The organism is Paenibacillus sp. J22R3 (assembly GCF_056269305.1).
The window spans coordinates 928235-942397 of sequence record NZ_JBWDNS010000001.1 but is presented as its reverse complement, the minus strand read 5'-3'; the positions used below and the strand labels follow the sequence as shown (position 1 = coordinate 942397).

Annotated in this window: 14 protein-coding genes; 8 read left to right on the top strand and 6 right to left on the bottom strand. The window is 46.8% G+C overall.

The features are described 5' to 3' along the window. Positions 1-14: 14 nt before the first annotated feature. The 4 genes from AC0YN4_RS04210 to AC0YN4_RS04195 form a co-directional block, all read right to left on the bottom strand. Positions 15-1169 (bottom strand): Ger(x)C family spore germination protein, encoded by a 1155-nt coding sequence (locus AC0YN4_RS04210; RefSeq protein WP_475779911.1) that lies wholly within the window; start codon positions 1167-1169, stop codon positions 15-17. A 1-nt stretch (position 1170) separates the two neighbouring features. Beyond that, positions 1171-2664, bottom strand: a complete 1494-nt coding sequence (locus AC0YN4_RS04205; protein ID WP_475779912.1) for a spore germination protein — start codon at positions 2662-2664, stop codon at positions 1171-1173. A gap of 136 nt (positions 2665-2800) precedes the next feature. Then, the gene (locus AC0YN4_RS04200; RefSeq protein WP_475779913.1) at positions 2801-3736 is read right to left on the bottom strand and encodes an SPFH domain-containing protein; all 936 of its coding nucleotides are present in this window, start codon (positions 3734-3736) and stop codon (positions 2801-2803) included. Between the two features lie 7 nt (positions 3737-3743). Then, a complete protein-coding gene (locus AC0YN4_RS04195; protein WP_475835230.1) occupies positions 3744-4172 on the bottom strand; it encodes an NfeD family protein in 429 nt (142 codons plus the stop codon). Positions 4173-4444: 272 nt separating this feature from the next. Here AC0YN4_RS04195 and AC0YN4_RS04190 point away from each other — a divergent pair, with 272 nt between their 5' ends. The 5 genes from AC0YN4_RS04190 (at position 4445) to AC0YN4_RS04170 (ending at position 8651) form a co-directional block, all read left to right on the top strand. Beyond that, on the top strand, positions 4445-4816 hold the full coding sequence (locus AC0YN4_RS04190) for an iron chaperone (RefSeq protein WP_475835229.1): 372 nt from the start codon (positions 4445-4447) through the stop codon (positions 4814-4816). A 12-nt stretch (positions 4817-4828) separates the two neighbouring features. Continuing rightward, entirely contained in the window at positions 4829-5791 is a 963-nt protein-coding gene (locus AC0YN4_RS04185; RefSeq protein ID WP_475835228.1) for a D-2-hydroxyacid dehydrogenase family protein, read from the top strand. 88 nt (positions 5792-5879) lie between these two features. Beyond that, positions 5880-6929: a class I SAM-dependent methyltransferase gene (locus AC0YN4_RS04180; RefSeq protein WP_475835227.1), complete on the top strand. Its 1050-nt coding sequence runs from the start codon at positions 5880-5882 to the stop codon at positions 6927-6929. A gap of 124 nt (positions 6930-7053) precedes the next feature. Then, positions 7054-7626: a histidine phosphatase family protein gene (locus AC0YN4_RS04175; protein ID WP_475835226.1), complete on the top strand. Its 573-nt coding sequence runs from the start codon at positions 7054-7056 to the stop codon at positions 7624-7626. 20 nt (positions 7627-7646) lie between these two features. Next, positions 7647-8651: a hypothetical protein gene (locus AC0YN4_RS04170; RefSeq protein ID WP_475835225.1), complete on the top strand. Its 1005-nt coding sequence runs from the start codon at positions 7647-7649 to the stop codon at positions 8649-8651. 67 nt (positions 8652-8718) lie between these two features. On the opposite strand, the gene AC0YN4_RS04165 is transcribed toward AC0YN4_RS04170, so the two are convergent. Together AC0YN4_RS04165 and AC0YN4_RS04160 are read right to left on the bottom strand one after the other, a co-directional pair. Continuing rightward, a complete protein-coding gene (locus AC0YN4_RS04165) occupies positions 8719-9792 on the bottom strand; it encodes a phosphodiester glycosidase family protein (RefSeq protein WP_475835224.1) in 1074 nt (357 codons plus the stop codon). Then, entirely contained in the window at positions 9789-10211 is a 423-nt protein-coding gene (locus AC0YN4_RS04160; RefSeq protein WP_475779921.1) for a hypothetical protein, read from the bottom strand. The genes AC0YN4_RS04165 and AC0YN4_RS04160 overlap by 4 nt, the downstream gene beginning before the upstream one ends. 206 nt (positions 10212-10417) lie before the next feature. Here AC0YN4_RS04160 and AC0YN4_RS04155 point away from each other — a divergent pair, with 206 nt between their 5' ends. The 3 genes from AC0YN4_RS04155 to AC0YN4_RS04145 all read left to right on the top strand — a co-directional run bounded on the left by AC0YN4_RS04155 (position 10418) and on the right by AC0YN4_RS04145 (position 14140). After that, a complete protein-coding gene (locus tag AC0YN4_RS04155; RefSeq protein WP_475835223.1) occupies positions 10418-12619 on the top strand; it encodes a beta-galactosidase in 2202 nt (733 codons plus the stop codon). Between the two features lie 13 nt (positions 12620-12632). Next, complete coding sequence (locus tag AC0YN4_RS04150; protein WP_475779923.1) at positions 12633-13034, top strand: VOC family protein; 402 nt, start codon at positions 12633-12635, stop codon at positions 13032-13034. Positions 13035-13183: 149 nt separating this feature from the next. Continuing rightward, positions 13184-14140 carry an ATP-binding protein gene (locus AC0YN4_RS04145; protein WP_475779924.1) on the top strand — a complete coding sequence of 319 codons (957 nt, stop codon included), beginning with the start codon at positions 13184-13186 and terminating at the stop codon, positions 14138-14140. Positions 14141-14163 lie beyond the last annotated feature (23 nt).

Sequence of the window (14163 nt, the reverse complement as noted above, 5' to 3'; positions counted from 1 at the left end):
GGGCTCCTTACGGATTATTCCATCGTATTGGGCGGCGGACCTTGAAGTCCGATTCGCCTGATTCTCACGTGAGATTTAACGGTAATTTCAGCATCGGAAAACGCTTGCTCCCATCTGGCGTTCAATGCAGCCCAGTCTTCGGGATGCTGTCGATTTAGTGCTTTTCCAAAGTGGAATACATCGACTTTGAACTGCTTTTGCGCTTTATGAACCACATGTATTACACCTGTCTCGATATGACGGTTCAGCTCGGCTTCGTATAGGCGCAGATGATCGGGATTACGAAGATCTATTGCCGGAATACTCTCGAGAACGACGCCGTTGCCTTTCAAATCGACTTCGATTGTAACTAGACCGCCTTTCACGGATGTGCGCACTTTGCAATTCGGGTTTCGGACACTCACATTGAACGTTCCTTTTCCATTCGGCAAGGCTACCGTGATCGGAACGCTATCCGTTTGATCAGTCACCCATAACCGATACGCACCTTCAAGCCTATCGAAATAACCGACTAATTGCTCCTTCCGATTAAAAACCGCACGACCATATAATTGTATCGTTTTTTTTCGGAGTTTCGTGTCATAGATGATTTCTACGGCAGGAAGCGTCGGACCGCTTCCTTCAACGTTTTGTTCCACTAATAGCTCCAGTAACGAATTGCCGGTTCTCTTGCCAAGACTATGTCTTAATTTAGAAAGGGCTATAGCAGGCATTTTCTCAAGAGGATAGGACATTTGCATAAACGCAAGGGCAGTTCCCCCCTTCACGACCCAAATATCCGATTTAAGCCGGCTATCGGGATCTCGGGTTACAGAGTCCATGAGATTCGTGATGCCGGACACTGCCATCTCTTCTCCAATGTAGATGTTATTGCGATGCCCGCGGGTTATTCTTCGCGACAACTTTAACTGCAAATCTAAGAGACAATCAGACACAGTCGATCCCATTCCCGTTTCGATTAAGTAGCTTTGTTTCTCGCCACCGCCGGCTTCTCCGGATTTTAATGGAATCATGAATTGTCCGATCAACAGAAGCTTTCCATTCTCAAGCAGATCGACGCCGGAACCAAGCTCGAATAAGCGGTCGTTCAATTCGCGGCGATCCCAGCATCCGGTTAACAGAAGCAGAAGAAGGAGAGACGTTAACAAGCCAGGCCGTTTGCTCCGCATATTACCTCCGTGTAGGCTTTCTAATTATTGAGGCCTTTAGTGAAAACTTTTTCCACCAGGGAACGCGTATAAGAACGTCCTTGATTTGATCCGGTTGAAAGGGAGCGATCGGGGATAAGTAGGGGACACCGAATGACTCTAACCTCGCCATATGAATGATGATAATGAGTGTTCCCATAGCGATTCCGTACAAGCCAAGCGCCCCAGAGATAAGAAGAAGGGGAAATCGCAGAATACGGAAAGGAATGCTCATGTTATAACGGGGAATGGCGAAGGACGCGATTCCGGTTAAGGACACGATGATCACCATCGGCGCTGACACGATTCCCGCCTGAACTGCAGCTTCCCCGATAACTAAGGCACCGACGATACTGACAGCGGAGCCAACGGCTTTGGGCAGGCGTACCCCCGCCTCGCGTAAGCCCTCGAAAAGGAATTCCATGAGAAGCGCTTCAATGACGCCCGGGAACGGGACGCCCTCGCGAGCTGACGTGATACTCAGCAAGAAGTTCGTCGGAAGCAGCTGCGGATGAAACGTTGTAATCGCGACGTACATGGAGGGCAGGTACAAGGAAATGGTGAACAGAATAAAACGGGTCCACCTCACCAGCGTGGCATAGATGAACCGTTCGTAATAATCCTCGACAGCTTGAAATGCCGTCCAGAACGTGATCGGAACGATTAGGGCTAGAGGAGTTCCATCGGTTAGAATCGCGACTCTTCCTTCCATCAGGCTCGCTGCCACGATATCCGGACGTTCGGTATTCATGACTTGTGGGAAAGGACTGAATGATGTATCTTCGATAAATTCTTCGATATAACCAGACTCCAGCACGATATCCATTTGGATGTCGGACATGCGCTGTTTGACGAGCTCCACTAAATCCGGGCGTGCTTTTCCCTCTAAATAGGCGATGATGACTTTAGTCTTGGAAAACGTTCCAAGTGTGACGGATACAAACTTAAGTTGTGGCGATTGAATTCTTCGACGCAGGAGACTTGTATTGGTTTGAAGCGTCTCGGTAAAGCTTTCTCTTGGTCCTCGAATAGCCACCTCATTGGCAGGTTCATCGACTCCTCGGTGCTCCGAGGCGGACATATCCAGAATAATCGCTTCCGGTTCGCCGTCTACGAAGACAACAAGGCAAGCTCGCAAGACCGATTCGACAATGATTTGAAGAGAGCTTTCGTTCTGGATCGGCCGTACGATAGCAAAGTGCTCTTTCAAGATGGGGAAGTCGACTGTTTCTTTGCCGACAGTGGTGCCGCTTTTCTCTAATAGCCAGGCTTGAAAGAGCGGCGATTTAATTTCGTTCTTATCGATCATGCCGTCGACGTAGACCATTAGAATCGTACAGCTGTCGGACAACGCAACCCGTTGAAAGATGATGTCAAAGCAATGCTCGAATAGTTGTCGTAGCAGCGCTTCATTTTCGGTCAAATCGGCGCTGATCGTTTCCCGGGGAAATGCTACAGGATTTCGAGAGGAGATCAAGTCGTCACAGCTCCCTCAGTTTTTCCATATTATGCTACGCCAATGGATCCTTTATACCTGTAGGTGACAATAGAAAAAGGCTACCGATTGTAATCGGTAGCCTGCTATTAAAGGAAAGGTAACCCGTATACATCATTTATTTGGGATTGGTAATATCGAATATTTTACCGATCATTCCGGCTGAGCCCAGCGCATTCACGGCGTCGGTTGGGATAAAGATGGTTGTTGCTCGGCCATCTGCCATTTGACCGAGTGCTTCGAAGGATTTATAGGCAAGGATTTGCGCATCCAAGCCTGCTGCTTTAATGGCTTCGATTCTCGCACGCTCCGCATTAGCCACATGTTTAATCGCTTCTGCTTTACCGATCGCTTCCAGTTCCTGTGCTTTTTGCTTAGCTTCCGCATCCAAGATTTGGCGCCGCTTCTCTGCTTCAGCAGCTAGGACAACTGCAGATTGCTGCGCTTCTGCGCGCAGTACGGTCGATTGTTTTTCACCTTCAGCCTGCAGAATAATGGCGCGTTTCTCGCGTTCGGCTCGCATTTGTTTCTCCATCGAATTCTGAATATCGGCAGGAATGGCTAATTGCAGCACTTCAACGCGGTCGATACGAACACCCCAATTCTCCGATGCCTGATCGAGTACCAGTCGTAGATCCGTTTGGATGCGGTCGCGGTTGGAGAGGATTTCGTCCAATTCCATTTTGCCAATCGTCGCCCGAAGAGCAGAAGCCACAATATTATGTATGCCTCCAACATAGTTCGCAATTCCGTAAGTCGCGAGCTTAGGATCCACTACACTGAAGAACGTCGCAAGCTCTATACCGATCGCGACATTATCCTTCGTAATGACGGATTGTGAAGGTACCGTTTCCTGATGAATTCGAAGATCGTGACGACCCCGAATCTTATCAATGACCGGTATGATCAAATTCACCCCGGCATGTAGCGTTTTGTTGTATTTTCCAAGCCTCTCCACAATAGCTACGGTTTGCTGGGGAATGATGCGAATCCCTTTGATGACAATAGCAACAACTACGGCCAAAATAACGATAAATACGATTATGCCAACCAAACTGCATCTACTCCTTTGTAACGAATAGTTTAGTTACACTAACCTCGGCGATGGTGACTTTACTTCCTTCCTCGATTCTCTCGTTCGCAACAGCGGACCAAATTTCACCATGCACCTTGACCAAACCGGCCTCATCCGGAGAAATGGTCTGAACGACAAACGCTTCTTGCCCTACCAAATAGTCTGAGAGTTGCGGTATCGTTGATGATTTGGATGAAGAGGGCATTAATTTGCGAAGGAGCGGCAGCAGGAAGATATACATAAGAGCAATCGCGACGACAAACGTGAAGCATTGAACCATAATCGGGAGTCCGGCAAGTGCGGTAATCATAGTGAGGATGGATGCGGCAGCAAGGAGTAGAAAATAGAACGTTCCCGTGTGCAGCTCAATTAATACGAGCACGGCAGTCAGAATCAGCCAAGCTAAGGCGAACATGAATCTCCTCCTTCACGAAGCGTCCATTTCTATAACTATGTTTCTATCTCTTATTCAGAACATTTGAAGGTGTTATATTCCAATAAAATCCTGCAAAAGCAACTCTGATCCCCTATACTAATAGAGTGAAATATAGAAGAAGTGTGAAGTGGGATACGATTAAATGAAATTTGGAGTAATCGTGTTTCGCAGCGTCGTTTCCGTGAATAATGAGAGGATATGGATTGAATTAGGATTCTTTTTGACATTTAATTATTCTAGGAGGGAACAACATGGAAGTATTTGCAGACTATTTGAATGGGATTGAGAACCCGCAGCATCGCGCTCGCACGGAAGAAGTTTTGCTGTGGGTAGCGGAGAAATTTCAAGATCTAGAGCCTAAGTTTGCGTGGAAACAGCCGATGTATACCGATCACGGAACCTTTATTATTGGTTTCAGTATATCCAAACAACATTTGGCTGTTGCTCCTGAGAAGGCAGGGATGAATCAGTTCGCAGCTCAGATTAAACAGGCTGGGTATGATCAAACTAAGCTGTTATTCCGTATTCAGTGGGATCAATCGGTAGATTACGATCTACTGGAGCAAATGATCATGTTTAATATTATAGATAAAGCAGACTGTTCGACATTCTGGCGAGTATAAGGAGGCACGATGATGAAGAAGCTTCGCTGTGCAATACTGGACGACTACCAGCAAGTGGCTTTGACTGCTGCTGACTGGTCACCGGTTCTGGATCGGGTGGAGGTTAAGAGCATCACTCGGCATATCGATCAGCAGGATGAGCTGGTCGAGTTAATAGCGGATTGTGAGATCGTCGTCATTATGCGTGAGAGAACTCCGTTCCGCGCGTCTCTTCTTGACAAGCTTCCCCAATTGAAGCTGCTTATTACGACAGGTATGCGCAATGCGTCGGTTGATCTTGAAGCTGCCGCATCCAAAGGCATCATCGTTTGTGGAACAGGTGGCGCCGGCAATGCAACCGCCGAGCTCACATGGGCGTTATTGCTCGGCTTATCCCGACATATCGTGCAGGAACATAACGCCATCCGAAGCGGTCAGTGGCAAAGCACCATCGGCATAGATTTGTACGGTAAGACCCTTGGTGTTCTTGGACTTGGTAAACTGGGCAGCCAGATCGCGAAATTCGGACAAGCGTTCGGCATGAATGTTCTGGCGTGGAGCCAGAATTTGACGCAGCAGCGAGCGGACGAGGAAGGGGTTAGATTAGCTGCTACGAAGGAAGAGCTTCTGGAAAACAGCGATTTTGTGTCGATCCATCTCGTATTGAGCGACCGCACAAGAGGATTGATTGGTGCCGCGGACCTTAAGCGTATGCGTCCTACTGCATTTCTGATCAATACTTCCCGAGCACCGATCGTTGATCAAATAGCACTTGCGGAAGCTTTACAGAGCGGCTGGATTGCCGGCGCTGCAGTAGATGTATTCGAGGTGGAACCGTTGCCGAAGGAAGATCCGTACCGATCGCTTCCGAATTTGTTAACTACGCCGCATATCGGTTATGTTTCAGAAGCCAGTTATGAGGCATTTTATAGAGACATCGTTCAAGATATAGAAGCCTATTTATCCGGAGAACCGATTCGAATAATGGCCAAGTAGTTGCCGAAACAAATTGGTTGATTGCCACGAAGCACAATGTTCAGGGAATCCATACTATAAAGGTGGTATTGAATAAGGAGGTGCTCCATTGGACTTCAATAAGCTGCTGAACTTGAACATGGGCACGTACACACGCAACATCCCCCTGAAGAATTCATTTGGCAACGTGTTCCCCGTTCTAAATGATGAACTCCTTGCGCAACTGCTTGAGATACAACCCGGAGAGTTAATCCTCGACATAGGCGGCGGTTCGAATCCGTTCACTCGCGCGAATACAGTGACTGAGCCTTATTTGACCCATAATTCTCATCGTTCCGGGACTGGTATTGATACTCGATTTGAATACGTGGAATGTTTTGCGGAGAATATGCCGTTTCGGGATAAAAGCTTCGATTTTGCTCTATCCCGCCAAGTGTTTGAACACACCAACTCTCCCAAAGACGCATGTGAGGAAATGATGCGAGTCGCCAAGCGAGGATTCATTGAAACTCCCCAGAAAATATTCGAGTTGTTGCTAGGTCCTAATCCGTCCCATAATTGGTTTGTATCTCTACAGGGGGATACGATTATCTTCGAGCGGCGGCAGTTTATTCGTCACCCGTTGGGTCATCTCTCTCTAAGTGCCGTACCTTCCTCGCCAGAGCTTCAAGTACTCACACATTGGGAACTCAAAAACCTCAGCAATGTGCAATACTACTGGGAAGGCGCTATCTCATACGAGGTGTTTGATGATCCGAAGGGATTTGATTATAACAACCCGGACCATGCCTCCCAGTCGCATCTTGATGTTGCGCTATGTGCACTCCAGCAAGGTGGTCATTATCTGGATCACCGAGAAGCGGACGCCAGGGAAGCCGTGCGACTTAAGCCCGATTGGTCCCTAGCCCGCAACACACTGGGCATTATCCTGTGGAACCAAGGGAAGAAGCTCGAATCAGTAGCTGAGTTCGCTCGCGCATTTCAATTAGATCCGCGCGAGGAATATGCCCACAATGCTCATCTATCCGAGGATGATGCGCCTGTGCTTGTTCGCTTCGAAGATACACTCGCAATGGATGAGGCATTCTACAAGCGATATAGTCAAAGCAGCTATTTTGATATGAATGCGTATTTACATCGACCACATGTGAATCGTTGATGAGGAAAGTGATAACTCGCTTTTCTTTTTTATGTCGTTTACATTTAAAGGGAAAAGAAGCTTCAATAACGAATTGTAGGAGAAGTTCAACAACCTACATGAATGACTAACGGCAGGAGGGCCTATGAGAACCTATATTTACATGGTAAGGCATGCGGAATCACCCAGAACGGATCCCAATGAGCGAACACGAGGACTTACGGACAAAGGTTGGGCTGATTCGCGCAAAATAACTGAAATGCTCAAGAATGAAGGTATTGATAGTTTCATTTCTAGTCCCTATCGCAGAGCGGTACTGACAATCGAGGAAGTGGCTGGTTGCTACGATAAAGAAATAATCGCATTTGAAGATTTGCGAGAAATGACGTTTTCTAATGATGATGGGCTGTTGTCGGATAAGGATTTTTTCCTGTTCATGGAGCAAATGTTCCAAGACCCTGATCTATCATTACCTGGCGGCGAATCATGCCGAGCTTGTACGGATCGTGCTATAGGCGTATTGGCGGGGATTATGGAGAGCCATAAAGGGCAGAAAGTGGTTATCGGCACGCATGGCATGGTGATGACGCTAATGATGCGGTATTTTGACCGTAAATACGATTATGAATTTCTATTACAGACTTCAAAACCTGATATTTATATTATGGAGTTTAATGAGGGAGTACTGCTGGGCGTACAGAGAATGCAATTTCTATAATCAGAGGAAGTGGAACAACTTTGAGTACACAAGAGTACATTTACAGTCGAATCGTAACAAATGAAAATAGTTTAACTGAATTATTATGTAGTTACATGTCATATAAACCAATTCGCGATCTATTTTTAGGATTGTTTTTAGATCAGTCAGAAATAAATATATTCAACTATAGTGATTTTACAACACAGTATTCATTAGGTGAAAATGAATGTCGCCCGGACATCGTTATATCTAATGATGAGTACGAAATATTCGTTGAAGTTAAAACTTCGGATTCAGGATTAACTGCAAACCAACCAACTACATACTTGGCATTACTAAATGAGAGTTCAACCACCAAGCAAAAAATGCTAATATTCCTCATTCCAACGAAATACCAACATCTGTCTACATGGGAAACCAAAGTGATAGAGTATGTTCAGGCAGTTCCAAACCATTTGCGAACAAAGACGGTATACTGGACAGATTTGATAGAAGTTATTAAACAAAGCGAATTGCATTTATTAAGCAGTAAAGTAAATGGCTTATTCGGTTTACTAAAATCTTATTTCCTGACTGAACAGGTCACGTTTAATAGTGAGCAAGTTGATTTGATCTACAATAAAGATATTCCGAGCACAATGCTTAAATTATTTGCATTGATTGATTGTGTGAAAGACTATTGCGATCCGGATTTTAATTGTAAAATTCGGACTGATTCTGCAGAGACTTCACTTATAATCAAAAGTAAAGATGGTAATTTCCTATTATGTTTTGGAGTTTGGTATGATTTATGGATAGAACATGGCATTCCTTTATACTACGGTGTAGACGATGATTGTATGGAAAAAAGGGTTGTACAGAATTTTTGTGAGAGAAATGAAAAACTTACTGTAAAGAAGCTAAATCGCACGAAATTCTATCTACAAACAATTCCGCCATCTGTGATAAAGAGTGCTGATTGTTCAGAAACGATATCCAAGATCATTTATACAGAATTAATGGAATTACAAAGATCAAGTCACTCGAGAATAAAAGCGTATTGATCGAAGAGTAACACATACGCACAAAAAGACAGGCAGCCGAAACGGCAGCCTGTCTTTTTATACTCGCTTATTTGAAAAAGAGAAAATGAGTCGGGACCGGCCGAAGTTGACCGTCAGATGGGTGATTCACGATCCGGCCATTGAAAACGAGTGACGATGAGCCTCCGCCGTCTAGGTTATAGCCATCGATCGCGCCGAAGCGCTGAAGGAGCAGCTGCGCTTCTTCAAGTGTAGCGCCTGAACTGCCATTCTCGTTGCGTCCGTCGATAACGAGGAAGAGAAGCTGATTATCCTTATAATTGGCGACAATCGTTCGTGGTGCACGCAATGGGCTGGATCGCCATTTGTCGGGTATCGGCTGTGCGTTGCCATTATGTAAGAGCACCGGTACAAACGATGCACCAAACCTCGGATTTTCGCGGTCCAGATGCGATTTGCTCGTATATTTGCCTCCGATGAGCTCTAACTTATCGTTTAGCCCAACGAAGAACAGATCCTTGTAAGTTGGGGAAAAGCCGTTCAAATAATTACCGTTCATCACGGTGGTACCGAGCGGATAGCGCTTGCTGCCGTCATCTGCGAAGCCGCCGGCATTTACACCGGCAATGGCGCGGTAACGATTAACGGCCGCGAGAGTCGTTTCAGCTCCGCCATTCTTGTCTTGACCCAGCACCATTTTCATCGCTTTGGGCGATTTCAGCTTGACCTTCAGCGCATAACCGTTAAAGTGCTGCGCATGAATCACAAACAGCTGTGCGCGGACATTGTCCGAGTCAATCTGTTGCGTTGGTGCGCCAATCTTCCGCGTAATGCGCCGGTCATAAATGCGAAAGGGCCTGTTAGCTTGTGAGACGGCGAGTGCGACAATGGCGTTCATGTTTTTGCCCGTCGTCGTATAGAGTTGGATCGATTTCTTGAGTGACTTCGCTGTGACGAGTGCCGTTCTCTTCGCTTCGTCTAAACCGGCAGTCAGCTTCGCGGTATCCGCCGGCACGGTTGCCTGTGTTAAGGCAGGCTTCGGGAATGTACTGTCCGGAAGTGTGATCGACAGATCCGAGGCCATCAGCCAAATGACCAGTCCGATGAACGGGGCACATGCCATGAGAAAGAACCTATTGATTTGCTTAACATTCAACGTCATTTCAGCACATCCAAACTTTTCTGCAGTTCGGCCAGTTTTTTCTTAACCTCATTCAGCTGCGTGAATAGTTTGTTGCTGTTGTCGGTTTTTGAATTCGTATTATCTTTCGTGAACTCCAAGAGTTCGTTAAGTGCGTCTACTTTGCCCTGCACCTTACTCAGTTCGCCCGAGAAATCAGTCTGCATTTGCTTCAGCTGCGCATCGTAATTTTGCTGCATCGTCGTAATTTGCTGCGCCGTTTGAGCGCTAATATCTTGCGTCAGTTTGTCTTTCACTTGGCCGGTATACCAGACAGTGCCTATAACGCCACAGCTGATCAACAGCGCCCAGGCTGCAAGAAACATCGGAACAGATGGTTTTGATTTACGGGAAGTTCTCTCGACGGAACGGCTTGCCGACGTCGGGACGTTCGTTTCCATGCTATGAATCGCTCCTCTTACTATCATTCAGAACCTCTATTCTACCACAAAAGTAGTAGGGGAAAAAGAAACGCCGGTGCTAGAGAATAACTTGAAACCTTTTTGTCTTCTGCTTGAAGGGGTTTAACCCGACCTATCGAATATTCACAATATTAAAGTCAGAAGATGGAGTGAGTATGAGGAAAAAGTAGAGGAGAGGCTCCAGAATGAAAGAGAAATCGTTTATTCCTTTCGGTTTTCAATACTACCGCTCACCAACCCCGTACCGCGATCAGTGGGCGATGGATCTGGAAAGGATTTCGTTGAATGGCTTTAATTGCATCAAGCTCTGGGTACAATGGAGGGATTGCCATCCTTCCGAGGACACATTTATTTTCGACGATATCGCGGATTTGATGGATTTAGCGGAAAGCCATCGGTTGAAAGTCGTACTTAACGTCATCTTCGATGTTGCACCGGTTTGGTTTTACAAGAAATATCCTGATTCCCTGATGGTAACGGCTGAAGGTATGGTACTGAAACCGCAGGCGCTTAGCTACCGACAAATCGGTGGTGCTCCGGGTCCATGCTATCATCACGAGCCGGCACAACGAGAGAAGGATCGTTTTCTAATGGAAACCGTTAAGAAGTTAGGCAGCCACTCGGCACTCTGGGTATGGGATCTATGGAATGAGCCGGAGTTGACGACCGGAATTAAGCGAAAGCTTTCGTTCGAGAACCAGGTTTGCTATTGCGATCATTCGCTGCAAGCCTTCGCTGTCTGGTTACACAAGAAATACGAATCCATAGACGCTCTAAATCTGAAATGGCAGCGCAGGTATGGCGGTTGGTCCGAAGTCGAACCGCCGAGAGGACAAGCGATTTATAACGATATGGTGGACTGGCGGTTGTTCATGTCGGATGCGCTTACCGAGGACTTAAAGCGAAGAATCCAGGTTGTCAAGGCACTGGATACGGAGCATCCTGTCATGGTCCATACTGTACCTTCGCCAATCTTTAACTTGATTACGGCTGGTTCGGACGATTTCATGCTTGCCGAGCCTTGCGATCTGTTCGGTAACAGCCTTGGTTCCTCCGCTTGGTCCGCAGATCTGTTATTGTCCGCAGCAGGAGGAAAGCCCGTTATCAACTCCGAGATTCATGCTCTCCCCGGCACTACCGCGCTGAAGCCTCGGAAGCTCAATTGGACAGAATTGAAACGGCATGTTCTCATTCCACTTTCTCGGGGCATACTTGGCTATTTGTTCTGGCAGTATCGTCCGGAAACACTGGGACATGAGGCTCCTGCTTGGGGGAGTACCTATATGGATGGTAGTGAAACGCCTTGGTTGAAGGAAATGGCAGTATTGAACGCGACTATTCAATTTCACGGCGACAGACTTTCTGAATCAACTCGCCCCTCAGACGGTATTGCAATCCTGTTCAGCTCGGAGAACCAAATCGCCAATTTCGCCGCTTATGCGCACTTGGACACCTATAACGATTCCGTGCAAGGCATGCATCATCTGCTCCACGATCTTAACTACAAAGTCGAATTTGTCCACGATAGAATGCTAAACAAGGAAACATTAGCTCGATTCCGATGCTTATGGATGCCTTATCCTCTATATTTAAACCGGGACTTGAGTAATTTAATCCGTGAGTGGGTGGCAGACGGCGGCATTCTTCTGGCTGAGAATTCCTTCGGAGCGCTTCAGGCAGAAGACGGGACGCATAGCCCTATCGTTCCCGGTTACGGCTTCGACGAAATATTCGGAGTCCGTGAGACTTGGATTCACTCGGTCGAGCACCTGGACCACAGTTATCATGAAGTGATCGCGGAATCCCGAATTGCAATTCCGATTGCCCCGATTGACACGCTTTCAGCGTCCGTTAATTCGGAAGAAGCGAGTACCACGAATGAAACTTTGGAAGGTTCTTACTATAAAACGGACATTGTTGTCCGTCCGGATGTCGACGTATTAGCCGCATTTGCGGAAGATGGCATGGCAGCCATCACTTGTGCCGATTATGGTCGCGGCAAAGCAGTGTGGATGGGCACATTGCTGGCGGCTGCTTATGAACGGAATCCCCTTAGCGGAACGAGAGCTTTTCTCAGAGAATTGCTTCAAACTAAATTCGGTTTAATGCCCTATGTGATGATAGAGGGTGAGGACGGCGTTCGCTGTGATGCGCTTTCTTGGGAAACGGAAGGAAAAAGCGGTTGTTTCGTGTTTGCAACCAATTGGAGCCATTCTGATAAGGAAGTCTGCATCCGGCTGCCGAAGCCATATTCGCTAGTAGAGTGCTGGTTTGCAGATGGTGAAGGTACATTGGAGTCAAGCGGGGATGCGGCCTCATGTCTTCGTATCCGACTTGCCCCCGGAGATATTCAGGTTTTTACAATGCGTGCGGGAATTGAAGAATAGGAAATGGGGTCGAATGCGGATGATGACAACGGACTGGACGAAGAAAATTACCGAAATCACATTGTTTGTGGAAGATTTGAATCGGTCGAAGGCTTTCTATCAGGAGACGTTTAAACTTGCGATCCTATTTGAAGATGACGCTTGCGCAGTGTTTGATTATGGTAATACCTATATCAATCTGTTAAATCAGTCGAATGCCAATGAGTTAGTTGAGCCGGCGCCTGTTGGTCGCAGCGGTGATGGAGCACGGTTTCAGTTCACGATCCAAGTACCAGACGTTGATAGGGTATGCGATGAGCTGAAGGAACGTGGCGTTCAATTATTGAATGGACCAATAACTCGCCCTTGGGGGCGGCGAACGGCTTGTTTTGCCGATCCGGATGGGCATGTGTGGGAAATTGCGCAGGTTCTGTAATCAATCTTCACATTAGTTAGTAGACCTAGACAGCCAACGATAGATGATCCCTGTGTTGCTCACTGCGCAGGGGTCATCTTTTTTGAATCTCGTAACAGGCTATTAAATATGCTACTATTTTCAATATAGAGTGTTGAGGAGGAGTCCATTTGTCAGATCATGATGAATTATCGGAAAGACGAAAGAATAAATTAAAGCTTATTCAATTCAACAAGGATGACCAATCGCTCATTGAATCCGATAAACCGAAAGAAACCTTTGAAGATGTCGGTGGTCTTGAAGATGTTAAGAAGAAGATTCGGATGAACTTCATACTTCCTCTTAAGCAACCGGAAATCTTCAAAGCCTATGGCAAAGAAGCCGGCGGAAGTCTGCTGTTATTTGGTCCTCCCGGTTGTGGGAAGACTTTCCTCGCACGTGCAGTTGCCGGTGAGATTGATGCGAATTTTATTCATATCGAGCTGCAGGCCATTCTGTCCATGTATGTGGGGCAGAGTGAGCATAATTTGCATGATATATTTCAGAAAGCACGCGAAAATAAACCTTGTGTCATCTTTATTGATGAGCTGGATGCCATGGGCGGGAGTCGACATCAGATGCGGCAGCATCATGAGCGTATGCTTGTCAATCAGCTGTTGACTGAGCTTGACGGATTGCAAGCCGGTAATGATCAGGTTTTCGTCATTGGTGCAACGAATACGCCATGGTATCTGGATTCTGCATTGCGCAGACCGGGGCGGTTCAACCACCTTGTATTCGTTCCGCCGCCGGAGGAAGAAGAGCGGAGTACGATTCTCAAACTGAAACTTGCAGACAAGCCGACATCTTCACTGAATTTGTCCAAGCTGGCAGCAGAAGCGAAGTTGTTCTCAGGTGCGGATCTGGAACAAGTCGTCAAGGATGCTGTGGATTACGCTATGGAGAGGACGTTTGAGACGGGGGAAATCCAGCCGATTATGCAGGAGGACCTCCGTAAATCCCTGAAGGCGCGGAAGGCTACGACCATTGAATGGTTCTCTACCGCAAGAAACTATGCCACCTTCAGCGATGTGAACGGTGATTACCAGATCGTTCTGGACTATGTGAAGAAGCATGGTATCAAATAGCCGAAGGAGCAGGAGGATATTTC

Bases quoted from the DNA above. Each gene is read 5' to 3' on its own strand.
- AC0YN4_RS04195 (WP_475835230.1), bottom strand. From the start codon at position 4,172: ATGTTCGCCTTAGCTTGGCTGATTCTGACTGCCGTGCTCGTATTAATT.
- AC0YN4_RS04150 (WP_475779923.1), top strand. From the start codon at position 12,633: ATGCGGATGATGACAACGGACTGGACGAAGAAAATTACCGAAATCACA.
- AC0YN4_RS04185 (WP_475835228.1), top strand. From the start codon at position 4,829: ATGAAGAAGCTTCGCTGTGCAATACTGGACGACTACCAGCAAGTGGCT.
- AC0YN4_RS04210 (WP_475779911.1), bottom strand. From the start codon at position 1,169: ATGCGGAGCAAACGGCCTGGCTTGTTAACGTCTCTCCTTCTTCTGCTT.
- AC0YN4_RS04190 (WP_475835229.1), top strand. From the start codon at position 4,445: ATGGAAGTATTTGCAGACTATTTGAATGGGATTGAGAACCCGCAGCAT.
- AC0YN4_RS04165 (WP_475835224.1), bottom strand. From the start codon at position 9,792: ATGACGTTGAATGTTAAGCAAATCAATAGGTTCTTTCTCATGGCATGT.
- AC0YN4_RS04155 (WP_475835223.1), top strand. From the start codon at position 10,418: ATGAAAGAGAAATCGTTTATTCCTTTCGGTTTTCAATACTACCGCTCA.
- AC0YN4_RS04175 (WP_475835226.1), top strand. From the start codon at position 7,054: ATGAGAACCTATATTTACATGGTAAGGCATGCGGAATCACCCAGAACG.
- AC0YN4_RS04160 (WP_475779921.1), bottom strand. From the start codon at position 10,211: ATGGAAACGAACGTCCCGACGTCGGCAAGCCGTTCCGTCGAGAGAACT.